Source organism: Exiguobacterium acetylicum (assembly GCF_022170825.1).
In the GTDB taxonomy this organism is placed as follows: Bacteria; Bacillota; Bacilli; order Exiguobacteriales; family Exiguobacteriaceae; genus Exiguobacterium_A; species Exiguobacterium_A acetylicum_B.
Genome location: NZ_CP081878.1, coordinates 2750878 through 2767369, shown reverse-complemented (window position 1 = coordinate 2767369; position 16492 = coordinate 2750878). Strand labels below are relative to the sequence as shown.

Here is a 16492-nt window from a genome sequence, read left to right as displayed (position 1 = left end):
TATGTAATAGGTATATGGTATTGTATTTTACATAAAGATTGGAATACTAATAATAAATTGGTAGCCATTTATTCATTTGATAGGAGTGTTTTTCATGATTAAAGTAAAAAAGGCAGTCATTCCAGCAGCTGGATTAGGTACACGATTTTTACCGGCTACGAAAGCGATGCCAAAAGAAATGTTACCAATCGTTGATAAGCCAACGATTCAGTACATCATTGAAGAAGCTATAGAATCAGGGATTGAAGATATATTGATCATCACTGGAAAAGGAAAACGAGCAATTGAAGATCATTTTGACTCTGTTCCTGAGCTTGAGGCGAATCTGATTTCCAAAAATAAATCAGAATTACTATATCTGGTTGAGGCAACGACGAACATCAATATTCATTTCATTCGTCAGTCAAAACCTAAAGGTCTAGGAGATGCGATCTTGCAGGCGAAAGCATTCGTCGGGAATGAACCATTCGTCGTCATGCTCGGCGATGACATCGTTCAAGCAGAGACACCATGTACGCGTCAATTGATTGAGCAATACGAGATCACGAACAGCTCGATCATCGGTGTGCAACCGGTAGCAGATAAGGATACGCATCGTTATGGGATTGTCGATCCAGGAACAAGCATCTCGAATCAGTTACATAAAGTAAAATCATTCGTCGAAAAACCGGCACCAGGAACGGCACCTTCTAATCTAGCGATTCTTGGTCGCTACTTATTGACACCAGAAATCTTTAAGTACCTGGAAACACAGGAAGAAGGTTCAGGTGGAGAAATCCAATTGACGGATGCAATCACACGATTGAATGAGATGCAACGTGTCTTTGCGTACGAATTTGATGGAAAGCGCTATGATGTCGGCGAAAAATTAGGCTTCATCCAAACGACACTTGAATTTGCGTTGAACCGTGAGGATTTGAGCGAAGAGGTCGCAGCCATGATGAAGGAATTATTAGCTATGTATGAAGCGAAATCTTCACTTGTATAAAGATACTTTGATTCAGGAGAGAGGAGACCAAAGGTAGTGAAGATCTATTATTATATCCGAACGATCACACTGGCCTGTTTAGACGCAATCGCACTCGTCATCGCAATGGGATTTGCTTATTTTTTCTTATATCCGAAGGAATTATTCCAAACCATCGATAGTCGTTCTTTGTTACAATCAGCGGCTATCTTTGCGGTGCTGTTCGTGATTATTGCTTTTGCGATGAAGTTGTATCGCGTCAATTGGAAGTATGCAAGTATTCAGGAAGCGATGACGTTATCGTTATCACTCGCTCTTAGTTCACTTGGACTCGTGATGGTTCAAGTGACGATGTTCGGTCAAGTATTGGAACGAATCACGATTCTGAGTTTTATAATCAGTCTCTTATTACTAGGAGCAATTCGTGTCACGTTACGGCTACTTGGTGTGGGTCAGCACTGGCGCAAATATGCACTACCAAGACGGATGGTGAAGTCACGGAAACGGACGCTTGTCATCGGTGCTGGACGCGCAGGTCGAGCATTGGTGAGACAGCTATATGCATCACCATTCCATGAACTGAAGCCAGTCGCATTCGTAGACGATGATCCAAAGAATCTGCATTTCATGATTCAAGGACTTGAAGTCGCTGGTACGACGAACGATTTAAAAGCAGTCATCGAGCGACACAAAATTGAAGCGATTGTCTTAGCGATTCCTTCATTGTCGCAACAACGGCGGATTGAATTGATCACGGAAGCGAAAACGCTTTGCGAGGATGTTCAAACGTTGCCGATGATCGAAGAACTCGTCACCGGAAAAATCTCGGTCAACGCAATTCGGGACGTCTCGATTGCCGATTTACTTGGACGTGAACCGGTCGAGTTGGATATTTCCGGGATTAAAGGAGAAATCGAAGGACGAACAGTTCTCGTTACAGGTGCAGGTGGATCAATCGGATCAGAAATCTGTCGTCAAATCATTCAGTTTAATCCAACGACGCTTCTCTTGCTCGGTCACGGGGAGAACAGTATTTATTTGATTGAACGAGAACTACGTGCTCTGCAGACATCAATCAACTTAGTACCGGTTATCGCAGATGTACAAGATCGAATGCGATTAGAAGACATCTTTACACAACATCGACCAGATGTCGTCTTCCATGCAGCAGCACATAAACATGTGCCATTAATGGAAGCAAATCCATATGAGTCGGTCAAGAACAATGTATATGGAACGAAAAATGTCGCGGAAGTTGCTCATTTACATCAGGTCGAGCGGTTCGTCATGATTTCAACGGATAAGGCAGTCAACCCGACGAACGTCATGGGTTCGACGAAGCGAATTGCCGAGATGATCGTTCAGGATTTAGGAAAACGAAGTGAAACGAAATTCGCTGTCGTCCGATTCGGAAATGTTTTAGGAAGCCGCGGCTCGGTCATTCCACTCTTTAAGTCACAGATCGCGGGCGGTGGGCCGGTCACCGTGACGCATCCAGAAATGACGCGTTTTTTCATGACGATTCCAGAAGCAAGCCGTCTTGTCATTCAAGCGGGTATCTTAGCGGATGGGGGAGAAGTTTTCGTCCTTGATATGGGAGAACCGGTTAAAATCGTTGATCTTGCGAAGAACATGATTGAATTAAGTGGGTTTACGGAAGATGAGATGCCAATCGTCTTCTCGGGCATTCGTCCAGGTGAAAAGATGTATGAAGAGTTGCTGAAAGATGGAGAAGTCGATCCGGAAGCAATCTATCCGAAGATTTTCGTAGGACGGACAAAACAGGTCGAACCGGTAGAAGCAATTCTACAAATGGTCGAAAATCATCACTTGAATCCGATTCAGTTACGGAACGTATTACTCGATATCGCCAACGATGTCGCAATGAAAGAAAAAAAATTAGTATAAACATAAGGAGCTAAAGCAAATGAGTTATATGGCGTTTAAACGTTCGCTAGGGTTTTTCTTGGCGCTGGTAGCGTGTATCGTGTTGATCCCGGTTTTCCTCTTCATCATGGGGGCAATCAAATTTGAATCTCGCGGACCCGTCTTCTTCAAACAAAAACGGGTAGGTCTGAAAAAGAGTCATTTCAATATTTTGAAGTTCCGGACGATGTATATCGAGACACCTCAGGATACGCCGACTCATTTGCTTGCTGATCCGGATGTCTATATTACACGTGTCGGGAAATTCTTACGTAAGACAAGTCTCGATGAATTACCACAACTATTCAATATTCTTAAAGGTGAGATGAGCTTTGTCGGACCACGTCCTGCACTTTGGAATCAATATGATTTGATTGATGAACGCGATAAGTATGGCGCGAATGATACGTTACCAGGATTAACAGGGTGGGCACAAATCAACGGACGAGATGAACTACCAATCGGAATCAAAGCGAAGTTAGATGGCGATTATGTTAAGCGTATGGGGATTATCATGGATACACGTTGTTTCATTGCAACGATTTTCAGTGTGTTGAAAAGCGATGGTGTAGTTGAAGGTGGTACTGGAACAATTTCATCAAAAGAAGCTGCAAGTGCGAAGGAGTAAGATAGAAAAAATGAAATCAATTTTGATTACTGGCGAAAATAGTTATATAGGTAATGCTCTTAGCAATTGGATTGATGAAAGATACAGTAATGATATCACTTATACTAAATTAAGTATTAGAACAGATAGTTGGAAAAAGGAAAATTTCAATAAATTTCAATCTATCGTTCATGTTTCTGGAATCGCACATAATTCTAACGATAAAAATTTAAAAAATATTTATTATGAAGTAAATACGGATTTAACAATAAAAATTGCTCAAAAAGCTAAAAAAGATGGTGTAAAGCATTTTATTTTTCTTAGTAGCATAATTGTTTATAACGCGAATAAAGATAAAAAAATAGATTTGAATACAATACCTAATCCGTCTAATTATTATTCAGATAGTAAGTTGAAAGCAGAAGAAGGTCTTTTACAATTACAAGATCATAACTTTAAAATTTCAATCATACGACCTCCAATGGTATATGGACCTAATTGTAAAGGTAATTTTTCTAAATTATCAAAAATATCTAAAAAAACTTTATTATTTCCTGATATAAAAAATAGTAGAAGTATGATTTTTGTATCTAATTTGTGCGAATTTTTATCGAAAGTAATCATAAATGAAGTGGATGGTTTTTTATATCCTCAAAACGAAGAATATGTAAAAACTTCAGAAATAGTTAAAGAAATTGCAAGTTATCACAATAAAAAAGTATTCTTTGTGAAAACACCAAAAATTTTAATTTTCTTTTTATCTAAAAGTAAATTATATAAAAAAATTTTTGGAGATTTAGTCTATGACAAAAAAATGAGTTCGCAAAAAATATATAATTATAATATTTTTACTTTTAAAGAATCTATTGTTGAAACTGAAAAAGAAAAGAGAATCTAAATGCAAAAGTATAGTGTTCTAATGTCAGTATATGATAAAGAGTCACCAGAAAATCTAGAATCAAGTTTAAAGAGCATGCTTGATCAAACAGTATGCCCAGAAGAAATTATAGTTGTAGAAGATGGTCCTTTGAATAAGCAACTTAAAATGGTCATTAATAAATTATCAATTGAGAATCCTAATATAATTAAATCAATACCACTCGAAAAAAATGTCGGTTTAGGTAAAGCCTTGGATATTGGGATTGAATATTGTAAATACGAATTGATTGCAAGAATGGATTCTGATGATATTTCTTTACCTAATCGTTGCGAACTACAATTAAAAAAATTCAATTCTAATCCTAACCTTGTATTATTAGGAACAATGATTGATGAATTTTATGATGATCCAAACAAAATAATTTCTTCTAGAGTAGTTCCAACTGAATATTCAGCAATAAAAAAATTTATGAGAAGAAGAAGTCCTTTTAATCATCCAACTGTCATGTATAAAAAATCGGCAGTTAAAACTGCCGGTGGCTATGGTGAAATGAAACGAAAGCAAGATTTAGATTTGTTCTCAAGAATGATTAATAAAGGATATCATGCTGAAAATTTGTCAGAATCACTACTATTATTTCGTTCAAATAGGGACAATTACAGAAGAAGAAAAAGCTGGAGTTATTGCAAAAGCTATATTGATGTACAACTGCAAATTTTCAAAAGAGGACACTGTACATTCCTCGATTTTCTATATGTATTAATAACACAAATGATAATTTATATAATACCATACAAATTGTGGGTTTTTGTGTCTGATAAGTTATTGCGTAAAAATAATATAGTGAAAGAGGATTTGTATGAAAAAACTAATTAAGAAGTTAAAGTTAAATAAATTATATTCATTGTTTGATGTGTTACCAGATAAATCAGCTGTAAAAATGCAGCATTTTTTATCAGTAGGGAGAATACCTAATTTACAAGATCCACAACGATTTTCTGAAAAAATTCACTGGTACAAGTTAAATTATGAGAATGATTTAATGACTCAATGCGCTGACAAATATTTAATGCGTCAATATATTGAGAAAAAAGGCTACGGAGAATATCTTCCGAAATTATACGCAGCATTTAATTCTGTTGATGAAATTGATTTCGAAGCACTCCCAAACTCCTTTGCAATTAAATGTAATAATGGATCAGGTACTAATGAATTTGTAGCGAATAAATCTAAAGTAAATTTAGAAGAATTAAAAAAAGTGATAAAAGGATGGGAAAAAGTAAACACTTTAAGTATTGGAAGAGAATGGGCGTACAAAAATATACCTCAAAAAATTATTGTTGAAGAATTATTAATTGCCGAAGACGTTTTTCAAAAGAAAAATGGTCTAAATGATTATAAAGTATTATGTTTTAATGGTACACCTGAATATATTTGGGTGGACGTATCTAGACATACCAATCATCAAAGAAATTTTTATAATTTAAAATGGGATTTTAAGGATATAAAAACTGATAAGCCAAACTCTTCTGCATCAATAGATAAGCCAGAAAATTTAAAAAGAATGATAGCAATATCACAAAATTTAGCTAAAGATTTTCCGTTTGTAAGAGTTGATTTTTATGAAGTTAATAAAAAATTATATATTGGAGAATTGACATTTTATCCATGGAGCGGTTGTATAAAGTTCACTCCAGATCAGTTCGACTATGAGTTGGGAAAAAAATTCGATATAGAACAATTAGCGAGGAAAAATAAGTATGCCTAAAGTTTCGGTAATTATACCTACCTATAAAAGAAGTGAATTGTTAGCTGATGCAATTAAAAGTGTTACATCTCAAACTGAAAAAGATATTGAGATAATTGTCGTATCGGATGGAGTAGATGAGAAAACTCAAGATGTAGTGAGAAAACTTCAACAAAATGATAGCAGAATCTTATATTTTGACTATCCAAAATCTAAGGGTGGAAATTATGCAAGAAATTTTGGTGTGAAAAAATCTCAAAGCGATATTATTGCGTTTTTAGATGATGATGATACTTGGAACAGTTTAAAAATACAAAAACAATTAGAAATTTTGAGTAAAAATAAAAGTACAGGTTTAGTCTATACAGGTATTAATCAAGTATATCCAGAAAAAAATATATCATTTAAATCGATCCCTAAATTTAAAGGATCTTTAGCTAAAAAAATTTTTTTCAGGAATTATATTGGCACTACTTCAACTGTTTTGATGAGAAAAAAAATTTTTGTACAAGCTGGCGGATTTGATACAAACCTTAAAGCTATGCAAGATTATGATTTATGGATTAGGTCTTGTCAGTTATGTTTAGTTGATTATGTTAAAACGCCTGAAGTGAATTATTATAATCGCTCAAGTTCTAATCAAATATCAATAGATACGGATAAATACAAGGAAGCATTCAAGTATATTTTTAATAAATACTCAAATAAATACGAACAGCTAACATCAAAAGAACTTCGATTTATAAAAGCTAATCATTACAAACTTATAGCCAACAAACATAATAAAAACGGTGATATTAAAAATTCTCTTAAATATAGTATAGAAGGATTTAAAAAAGAAAAAACCTTTAAGAATTTTATATATATTTTTATAATGACTTTCAATTTTGATTTACAGATATTTATTAGATCATTGACTCAAAAATAGGAGAAAAAAATGAAGATACCTATAGTTTGTTATAAATTCCCTCCGCATTATTCTGGTTATGGAAAGCAATTATCTACAATACTTAAAGAAATGCAGAATGTTGATAAAAAACGCAAATTTATTATTTTAACTGCTTTTGGTAAAAGTTATGAAGGGGAAAATTTTTCTGTTAAATCCTTTGGCTTTGATTACAGTAAATCTAATAAAAAGACCCTTTATTCATTTTCATTAAAAGTACTGCTTTGGATTATTAAAAACAGAAAAAATATACCATTAGTTCATTGTATAAAAGCTGGGCCAGAGGCTTTTTTCACAAAAGTTGGATGTATTATAACAAGCAAGCCTATAATTGTAAAAATCGCACAAGATGAACTTAGCAGTAGAGAGTTAAAAAACAAAAATATGATAAATAAATTAAGGATTAGATTTCGACAAAGATTTTTATTACATTCAACAAATTTAATTGCAATAAGTTCTGATATTCAAAAATTATTGAATAACTCAATTAGTGGAAATTCGAAAGTTTGGTTTATACCGAATGGGGTTGACACAAGAAAATTTAATGTTGAATCAAAAATAAATGAATCTGAAAGTGTGGATCTTTTATATGTAGGTGCAATTAACAGAAGGAAAGGGATTTACGATTTACTTGAAGCATTAAACACAATTAAGTTAGATAAAAAAGCAAACTTAACTTTATGTGGTCCGTTACTGGAGGATTTAAATTTTGAAAAGAAACTCAGAGATATAAATGAAAACAAAAATAATCTTGAAGTGAAGTATCTTGGAAATGTCGACAATGTTGATCAAATCATGAATAGATCTGATGTATTTCTATTGCTCTCATATTCAGAAGGATTGCCTAATGTTTTGCTTGAAGCATCTTCTTCTGGTCTACCTTTAATAGGCACAGATATTCCTGGAAGTAGGGACATAGTTCAAAATGATTTTAACGGAAAAATAGTTGATCCTGGAGACATATTAGGTATAAAAAATGCTATACAGTTTTTTGTTAATAAATCCGATTGTATTGATAAAATGGGCAATAACTCTAGAAAATTAATAGAGTCTAAATACGATGTTAATGTAGTTGCTAAACAATATTTTAATATGTATAACGAACTATCAGGAGTTAATCATGAGAAAAATTAATACCCTTGTTATATTCTTGTTTTGTTTATGCGTACCTATTGATTTTTTGACGGGTAGATTACTTTCAGGTATGAGTGCTTCAACTATTTTTTCTGCACCTATAATTCTATTTTTTATTTTTGACCTTGTTTTAAAAAAAGTAATTTATTTGCCTAAAGCATTGTTAATTTTGATCTTAATACCTTGTTTAGGCCTTCCGCAGCTGGTGATTAATAGTAATTATCCTTTGGATAGAATCGCTGCATACATTTATTACTTAACTACAACAATTGCAGTCGTCAATTTAGCTGTAAACTATAAAATAAAAACTAATGTACTAGTTATTTCTTCAACCATTGGTGTTCTTATTATGAGCATTTATTTGTTAACTGAAGGTACTATTGGTTATGGAGGTACAAGACTAGCTACTACTACTCGTGATTTAAATCCAAATAATGCGAGTGGGTTTATTTTGCTAGGTATCGCAACAAGTATATGGATGTTATCAATATACTCTAATAAGTTACTAAAGACATTTGGTGGACTGTCATTAGTGATATTTGCTTTAGTATTATTGCTTTTGCAGAGTAAAACATCGTTTATTGCAATTACGGTAGCGCTATTTTTTATTTTGTTCCTTAAAATATTTAATCAACATCAAAGTTCACAAAGATTGGATTTTAAAAAAATAGTCACTAATTTTTTTAAGTTATTTATATTTTTCGGACTTGGATATTATATTTTAAACAAAGTGTTAGAGAATTTTAATATAAACTTTAGTAGCTTAAATCGAATAAATGATTTATTTTCCGGAAACTTAGACAGTGCAACTACGGGGAGAAGTGATATATGGGAAAATGCATTTTCTCATCCCAATTTTATTTTAGGAACTGGCTTTTTAAGTTTTAGAGAAGAATATGCTCGAAAAGCACACAGTGTGTATGTATCTACCTTTATGGAAACAGGTATAGTAGGAATTTTACTTTTAATCTCGTTTTATTTTGTATTATTATTTGCCTTAAGAAATATGATTAAATCTCACAATAATGAAATATACACATATGGATTTATTGTAGTTTTCTTAATTATGTTTGGGTTTGGTAATGAAATAATGGAATTTAAGTTTTTTTGGCAAGGGCTAATAATAATTCATCTAATAAGATACGATTCAAAATTAAAAAAAATAAAGAATGGGGAAAGTAATAATAATGAAAATGAATTTAACGACTTTACATGGAGCATATCATCCAAATAATTTTGGAGATGTCTTAATATTAGCAATTCAGACTTCATGGATCAAAGAAATTACTAAAGGTGATGTGGCATTACCATTTGCTACACAAGTATACAGAGAACAGATTGAAGTTTCTTCTCTGAAAGGTATTGAATCGATTGAAAAAAGTGGACAAATAGTTTACGGAGCTGGTGGTTATTTAGGAGAACCACCTACTCAAAAATGGCGATGGGGATTTTCATTTTTTAAAAAACATGTACAAGTTGCTGATACTGGTTTTAAAAACAATAAAGATTTAGCAATAGTAGGAACTGGTGTAGGAGAAATTACAAATATTTTTACAAAAAGAAAAGTTAAAAAAATATGTAACCGTGCAAAATTAATTGCAGTTCGAGATGAAGAGTCAAAAACATACTTGAAAAAAATAGGAATAGATGATTCTAAGATAAATGTTACTGCTGATGTAGCACTTTCTCTAACTAAGGATGCTCTGCCTGAAACTGCTTTTGATAATCTCCCGACTACAATTAAATCAATTAACGAAAATTTAAAATATGGAATTCATATAGGAATCAGTAAGACTGAACAAAATAGAAATTCACTAGAAAATCTTTTTAAGGACGTATTATTATTTTTAAACTCTCGTTCAGACATTCATGCTGTTTTAATTATTGATAATGATAACAAAGCGCAAAATGATGCTGTGAAGTATTTAAGCGAAAACTTAAAAAATGGATATACAATTTTTAGACACAAAGAAATATGGGAAACAACAGCCATGTTATCTAGTTTAGATGTAGTCCTTACAAACAAACTTCATGTGGGTATTGTCTCATACGCCTTGGGTTCAATACCTATTGCGATTCCGTATCATTCAAAAACGAAGAGATTTTACAGACAAATTAAAAGAGATGATCTTTGTTTAGACATAAACAATATCAAATCTAATCAAGTGTACGAATTACTTAATAACACATTAGATGATAATTGGAAAAGAGAGTATAAAAATACTTATGATGTTGAACGAAAAGAATTGTACAGAAAATCATTAGAGAATAAAGAATTACTAAAAGGATTTTTAATAAAGTAATGGGGAAAGATAGTTTGAGTTTGAGAAACAAAACGTATAAAGGATTCTTTTGGATAGGTTTATCTACGTTTTCAAGTACATTAATGAAATTGATTACAATTGCTGTTCTATCTAGATTTTTAACACCTAAAGAATTTGGAATTGTGGCTGCAACTCAAATCATTATCAGTTTTGCTGAAATTTTTTCTACTGCAGGCGTTGGTCCTGCAATAATTCAAAAAAAAGAAGTATCTAATAAAGATATTTCTACAGGAAATTTAATTAATGTAATTTTTGGAGGAATCCTATTTTTAATATTATTTATGCTTTCTAGCCAAATTTCTGGATTTGTAAATATAGAAAATCCGATTTATTTAAAAATTTTATCAATTATTTTTCTAATTAATAGTATATCTATAGTTTCTGAAAGCTTAGTACAAAAAGAAATGGATTTTAGATATATCGCAAATGTTAATATTATTTCTTTAACAATTTATAGTATAGCTTCAATTGTGTTAGCATTATTAGATTTTGGTGTATGGTCAATAATTTATGCGCAATTGCTTCAAAGTACTATTCGAAGTATTTCGTTTCTCTTGAAAAAACCTACTCTGAAAAAAATTGATATTAGTTTAGAATCTGCAAAAAATTTATCATATTTTGGTCTAGGCTTTACTTTATCTAGAATATTTAACAATATCGCTAACCAAGCAGATAATTTTGTTGTTAGTAAGTATTTAGGAACAAGTGCTCTTGGATATTATAGTAGATCCTATCAACTATTAATGCTACCAACAAACATTCTTGGAACAATAATGGATAAAGTAACATTTCCTTTGATGTCTAAGTTACAAACTGATAATAAAAAGCTGGGATACATTTATACAAACTTTATGCTGATTTATGGAGTAATATCTTTACCTATTATGCTTATTAGTATTATTTGTTCAAAAGAGCTAATACACTTATTTTTAGGTGAGAGATGGGATAACGTAGTATTACCTTTTCAAATTTTAATGGGAGGTTTGTTTTTTAGAGTTGGGTATAAAATTTCAGATACCGCTGTACGAGCGCTAGGCGCTGTTTATAAAAGACTTTGGGTTCAAGTTGTATATGCTATTGCGGTCTTTACGGGTGCACTTATTGGAAGTCAGTGGGGAATAGTTGGAGTTGCTATTTCAACTACAATAGCTATAACGCTAAATTATATTCTAATGATTATACTAATTTGGAAGATAATAAAATTTGACTACATTTACTTGTTTAAGAATCTATTTTTGTTACTGAGTGGATTGTTATTATTATTAGGTACTCTAATGCCGATACTTAATAAATTTATTAATTTTGAAATATACAATGATTTCTTTAATAACTTAGTTGAAATGTTTTTGAAGTTGACTATAATACTATTTTTTGTAATTCTTATGTACTTTACTTATTATAAGTTAAATCAAAAAAATGAATTCGTTCAGTTTATTTTAAATCAGAGCAAAATAAAACGTAAAAAGAAGAAGGTTGTTTAATATGAATAATATTTTAATTACTGGTGGAGCTGGTTTTATAGGTTTTCATTTAGTAAACACATTAATCTTAAAAAAAGATGTAGATAATATAATTGTTATAGATGATATGAATAATTATTATTCATTGAACTTAAAAAACGATAGGAAAAAACAGCTTATCTCAGTTAAGAAAGTAAAATTTTATGAACTTAGTTTAGAAAATAAAGATGAAGTTGAATCTATATTCAACAAATATAAGCCCAATATAGTTATCAATTTGGCAGCTCAAGCCGGTGTTCGTTATTCAATTGAAAATCCATATGCTTATCTAGATTCAAATCTAACAGGGTTTTTAAATATTTTAGAGGCATGTCGTAATTATCCTGTGAAGCATCTCTTATACGCGTCTTCTAGCTCAGTGTACGGTGGGAACAAGGTAGCACCTTTCTCAACGAATCATAATGTTGATCACCCAGTCAGTCTTTATGCAGCCACAAAGAAATCAAATGAATTGATGGCGCATACATATAGTCATTTATATGGTATCCCTACGACAGGTTTACGCTTCTTTACCGTCTACGGTCCATGGGGACGACCAGACATGGCATATTTCTCGTTCACGAAAGACATTATCGAAGGCAATCCGATTAAAGTTTTCAATCACGGGAAGATGGAGCGCGATTTTACTTACATTGATGACATCGTCGAGGGAATCGTCAAACTGATTCCACGTGCCCCGGAACCGAACCCAGAGTGGGATGAGAGCACAGATGAATTAGGTGCAAGCTTTGCTCCATATCGTGTCTATAATATCGGAAATAACCAACCGGTCCAGCTTATGAAATTCATCAATGTCTTAGAAGAGAAGATCGGTAAGGAAGCGAATAAGCAATACATGGAGATGCAACCAGGTGATGTTTTGCGTACGTATGCCGATGTCTCAGAACTAGAGCGAGACATCGACTTTAAACCGAGCACGAGTATTGAAGAAGGGCTTGGGAAGTTCGTCGATTGGTATAAAGAATACTATAATATTACAGACTGAAGAGGATGAGACACTTGAAAATCACAGTAGCAGGAACAGGATACGTTGGTCTATCAATGGCCGTATTACTCGCACAACATAATGAAGTTACATCGATTGATATTATTAAAGAACGAGTCGAAATGGTCAACAACCGTAAATCACCAATCGTTGACGCAGAAATTGAAAACTTCCTTCAACATAAGGAATTGAACTTACACGCTACGACAGACAACTTCGAAGCTTACAAAGAAGCAGAATTCGTCGTCATCGCAACGCCGACAGATTATGATCCAACACGGAACTACTTCAATACACGTACGGTTGAGAGCGTTGTTGCGACAGTCCTTGCGATTAATCCAGATGCGACGATGATCATCAAGTCGACGGTACCAGTCGGTTATACACAAGAATTAAAAGAAAAGTTTGATACACCGAACATCGTCTTCTCACCAGAGTTCTTGCGTGAAGGTCAAGCGTTACACGACAACCTTTACCCATCACGAATTGTTGTTGGGGAACGTTCAGAGCGTGCGCAGCAGTTCGCAGACTTGTTACTACAAGGAGCAGTGAAGAAAGACGTTCCTGTCTTATTGACTGACTCGACGGAAGCAGAAGCGATCAAGCTCTTCTCGAACACCTATCTTGCAATGCGTGTCGCCTTCTTTAACGAACTCGATACATATGCAGAAGTCAGAAGCCTAGATTCTAAACAAATCATCGAAGGTGTTGGTCTCGATAGCCGTATCGGTAGCCATTACAATAATCCATCGTTCGGTTACGGTGGATACTGCTTGCCGAAAGATACGAAGCAGTTGCTTGCGAACTATGAGGATGTCCCAAATAACATCATTGGCGCAATCGTCGAAGCAAACCGGACACGTAAAGACTACATTGCGGATACGATTATCAGACAAAATCCAAAAGTCGTAGGTGTCTATCGCCTGACGATGAAGACGGATTCGGATAACTTCCGTGCGTCATCGATCCAAGGAATTATGAAGCGGATCAAGGCAAAAGGAATCGAAGTCACTGTTTTCGAGCCGGTCTTGACGGAAGATACGTTCTACAATTCACGTGTCATTCGTGATTTGGAAGCGTTCAAACAAGAATCAGATATTATCCTTTCGAACCGAATGCATCCGGAGCTAGGTGATGTGGAAGAGAAAGTTTATACGCGAGATTTATATAGTCGTGATTAATTAGGAACAGAAAGAGAGCCACTATTATTCGAAGTTAGTTCGAATAATAGTGGCTCTCTTTGTTTGGAGCATATGGATAAACAATCTACTTATAGATCTTTAGTGTATTTATATAATTTATCATTTTCAGTTCTGACTGTTACGACGACTTTGCTTTGATTTTGCCAAAGACCAAATCTGAAATTGATGCTAATTCCCCAGTTGGAATAGGGATTAATTACTGTATCGATTCCTGAATTTTGAAGGGCCTCCGGAGAGTATGATGTAAATAAAGAACCATTCTCGTAGATTTCAATTTTTTCGATAAATACTTGTTCCTTCGGTTCGTAGTTGTATAAATTAATGGATAAACCTTGAATAAGATTGTTGATAATGACAGAGCCATACGCGTTCATAGATACATTAGGTTGATCGGAAACGATGAGTGTTTTTGATGTAGTGATTCCGTCAGCTATTGCGGTAATGGTAACAGTTCCCTCGGATAATGTCGTTAATAAACCATCTTCATCCACTTTAGCAATCAATTCATTTGAACTAGTCCAAGTCACTTTCTGATATGTCGCATCGCTTGGGTAGATGGTAGCAGTCAACTGTTGTGTTTTATCCGTTTTCATAGTGTTAAGATTTGCAATCTCGATAGCGGACACTGAAATTTTTTTGACCGTGACTTTACGTTTAATTTCCATGCTATTTCCCGACTTGTCTGAGACACTATAAGTAACAAAGTAGTCGCCTTCAACTGAAGTGTCTACCGAACCAGTCGTTTTTATCTCCTCCGTAAGGTCTCCATCATTATTATCAGAAACTGAGACACCTTCAAGTGGATTAAAAGTTGTGTTCAAACCTGCCACTACATCCGTTGCTCCGGAAATGACGGGTTTAATATTATCAATGACAATCACTGTACGTGTTGTAGAAACAATATTTCCAGATTGATCGGTAACGGAATATGTTAAGGAATACGTTCCGGCTTTATTAACATCAACTGAACCGCTAACTTGAATGGTTGACGTGATATCACCATCGCTATTATCAGATGCGGAAATACCTGTTAACGGATTAAATTCCTGACCGAAATTGATTTGAATATCTTTGATTCCTGAAAAAACAGGAAGGATTTTATCGATTACTGTTACTTTACGTTTGATGGAAGTAACGTTTCCGGATTTATCACTAACCTTATATGTTAGAACGTATGTTCCAGCTTTATTGACATTAACTGAACCAGTAATTCGAATGGATGAGGTAATATTTCCATCATTGTTGTCAGACGCAGAAACACCTGTTAAAGCATTAAATTTATCTCCAAAGTTAATTTGAACATCTTTAGCGCCAGAAATTATCGGCTTAATATTATCAATGATTGTAATCGTACGCGTGACAACCGTTTTGTTTTTTGCCTTATCGGACACGGTGTAAGTCAGCTTGTAAATTCCAGTTTTTTTAGTGTTCACCTTACCCGAAACCTTGATATTTTGCGTGATATTTCCGTCGACATTATCTTTTGCGATAATGCCAGTCAAAGCATTGAAACTAGAGTTCACATAGATTTTTTTATTGGAGGCACCCGAAATTACGGGTTTGGTAGTATCTTTTTTTACGATGATCGTACGAGTAACAGTTGTTTTATTTTTAGCCTTGTCTAAAACGGTATAGATCAGCTTATAAGTACCAGTTTTTTTAGTGTTCACCTTACCCGAAACCTTAATGTTTTTCGTGATGACTCCATCGGCATTATCTTTAGCGACGATGCCAGTCAAATTATTAAAAGAAGAACCAATATAAATCGTCTTATTAGTAGCACCGGAAATAGAGGGGTTCACAGTATCTTTTTTCACTTTGACTGCACGAGTGACGACTCTTTTATTTTTCGCTTTATCCGAAACAGTGTACGTCAGTTTATAAGTACCGGTTTTCTTGACATTGACCGAGCCGGAAACTTTAATCTTTTTTGTAATGTTTCCATCAATGTTATCTTTTGCAGTGACACCAGCTAGAGTATTAAAAGAAGCTCCAAGATAAACCGTTGTATTCGTCGCACCGGAAATAGACGGCTTAACTGTGTCTGAAGCTGCAAATGCCGTAGTTGGAATAGACGAACAAATTGCCAAAAGACAAGTCGTGATAAAATAATTTTTGATATTTACCTTCAATCAAATCTCTCCTAAAAAATCATTTTTGTGAAACGATTATATTATACCACTTATGTAAAAAAATTCTATAAATAAAAATATATAGGTTTATCACTATAAGGTGTAGTTGACGCATAAAATCC

The 16492-nt window shown here is 33.8% G+C and carries 14 protein-coding genes; 13 read left to right on the top strand and 1 reads right to left on the bottom strand.

Translation table 11 applies throughout. The features are described 5' to 3' along the window. Nucleotides 1–97 precede the first annotated feature (97 nt). From galU to K6T22_RS14325, 13 genes are read left to right on the top strand one after another with little or no spacing between them, the layout of a single operon-like run. Nucleotides 98–988: a UTP--glucose-1-phosphate uridylyltransferase GalU gene (galU, locus tag K6T22_RS14385; RefSeq protein WP_238240136.1), complete on the top strand. Its 891-nt coding sequence runs from the start codon at nt 98–100 to the stop codon at nt 986–988. Between the two features lie 36 nt (nt 989–1024). Then, nucleotides 1025–2875, top strand: a complete 1851-nt coding sequence (locus tag K6T22_RS14380; RefSeq protein WP_238237947.1) for a polysaccharide biosynthesis protein — start codon at nt 1025–1027, stop codon at nt 2873–2875. Between the two features lie 19 nt (nt 2876–2894). Then, the gene (locus tag K6T22_RS14375) at nt 2895–3521 is read left to right on the top strand and encodes a sugar transferase (RefSeq protein ID WP_238237946.1); all 627 of its coding nucleotides are present in this window, start codon (nt 2895–2897) and stop codon (nt 3519–3521) included. Between the two features lie 10 nt (nt 3522–3531). Then, nucleotides 3532–4398 carry an NAD-dependent epimerase/dehydratase family protein gene (locus K6T22_RS14370; protein ID WP_238237944.1) on the top strand — a complete coding sequence of 289 codons (867 nt, stop codon included), beginning with the start codon at nt 3532–3534 and terminating at the stop codon, nt 4396–4398. Beyond that, entirely contained in the window at nt 4399–5256 is an 858-nt protein-coding gene (locus K6T22_RS14365) for a glycosyltransferase (protein ID WP_238237943.1), read from the top strand. It abuts the gene before it with no gap. After that, nucleotides 5240–6148 (top strand): ATP-grasp fold amidoligase family protein, encoded by a 909-nt coding sequence (locus K6T22_RS14360; protein ID WP_238237942.1) that lies wholly within the window; start codon nt 5240–5242, stop codon nt 6146–6148. The genes K6T22_RS14365 and K6T22_RS14360 overlap by 17 nt, the downstream gene beginning before the upstream one ends. After that, nucleotides 6141–7055, top strand: a complete 915-nt coding sequence (locus K6T22_RS14355; protein ID WP_238237941.1) for a glycosyltransferase family 2 protein — start codon at nt 6141–6143, stop codon at nt 7053–7055. The genes K6T22_RS14360 and K6T22_RS14355 overlap by 8 nt, the downstream gene beginning before the upstream one ends. A 9-nt stretch (nt 7056–7064) precedes the next feature. Beyond that, nucleotides 7065–8207: a glycosyltransferase gene (locus K6T22_RS14350; RefSeq protein WP_238237940.1), complete on the top strand. Its 1143-nt coding sequence runs from the start codon at nt 7065–7067 to the stop codon at nt 8205–8207. Then, nucleotides 8194–9441, top strand: a complete 1248-nt coding sequence (locus K6T22_RS14345) for an O-antigen ligase family protein (RefSeq protein WP_238237939.1) — start codon at nt 8194–8196, stop codon at nt 9439–9441. The genes K6T22_RS14350 and K6T22_RS14345 overlap by 14 nt, the downstream gene beginning before the upstream one ends. Next, nucleotides 9395–10510, top strand: a complete 1116-nt coding sequence (locus K6T22_RS14340) for a polysaccharide pyruvyl transferase family protein (protein ID WP_238237938.1) — start codon at nt 9395–9397, stop codon at nt 10508–10510. The genes K6T22_RS14345 and K6T22_RS14340 overlap by 47 nt, the downstream gene beginning before the upstream one ends. After that, the gene (locus K6T22_RS14335; RefSeq protein WP_238237937.1) at nt 10510–12012 is read left to right on the top strand and encodes a lipopolysaccharide biosynthesis protein; all 1503 of its coding nucleotides are present in this window, start codon (nt 10510–10512) and stop codon (nt 12010–12012) included. Before K6T22_RS14340 ends, K6T22_RS14335 begins: the two co-directional genes overlap by 1 nt. A gap of 1 nt (nt 12013) precedes the next feature. Continuing rightward, the gene (locus K6T22_RS14330; protein WP_238237936.1) at nt 12014–13036 is read left to right on the top strand and encodes an NAD-dependent epimerase; all 1023 of its coding nucleotides are present in this window, start codon (nt 12014–12016) and stop codon (nt 13034–13036) included. 14 nt (nt 13037–13050) lie between these two features. Continuing rightward, nucleotides 13051–14217 carry a nucleotide sugar dehydrogenase gene (locus tag K6T22_RS14325; RefSeq protein WP_238237935.1) on the top strand — a complete coding sequence of 389 codons (1167 nt, stop codon included), beginning with the start codon at nt 13051–13053 and terminating at the stop codon, nt 14215–14217. Nucleotides 14218–14306: 89 nt separating this feature from the next. Here K6T22_RS14325 and K6T22_RS14320 read toward each other — a convergent pair whose 3' ends face one another. Continuing rightward, nucleotides 14307–16370, bottom strand: a complete 2064-nt coding sequence (locus K6T22_RS14320) for an immunoglobulin-like domain-containing protein (RefSeq protein ID WP_238237933.1) — start codon at nt 16368–16370, stop codon at nt 14307–14309. Between the last annotated feature and the right edge of the window lie 122 nt (nt 16371–16492).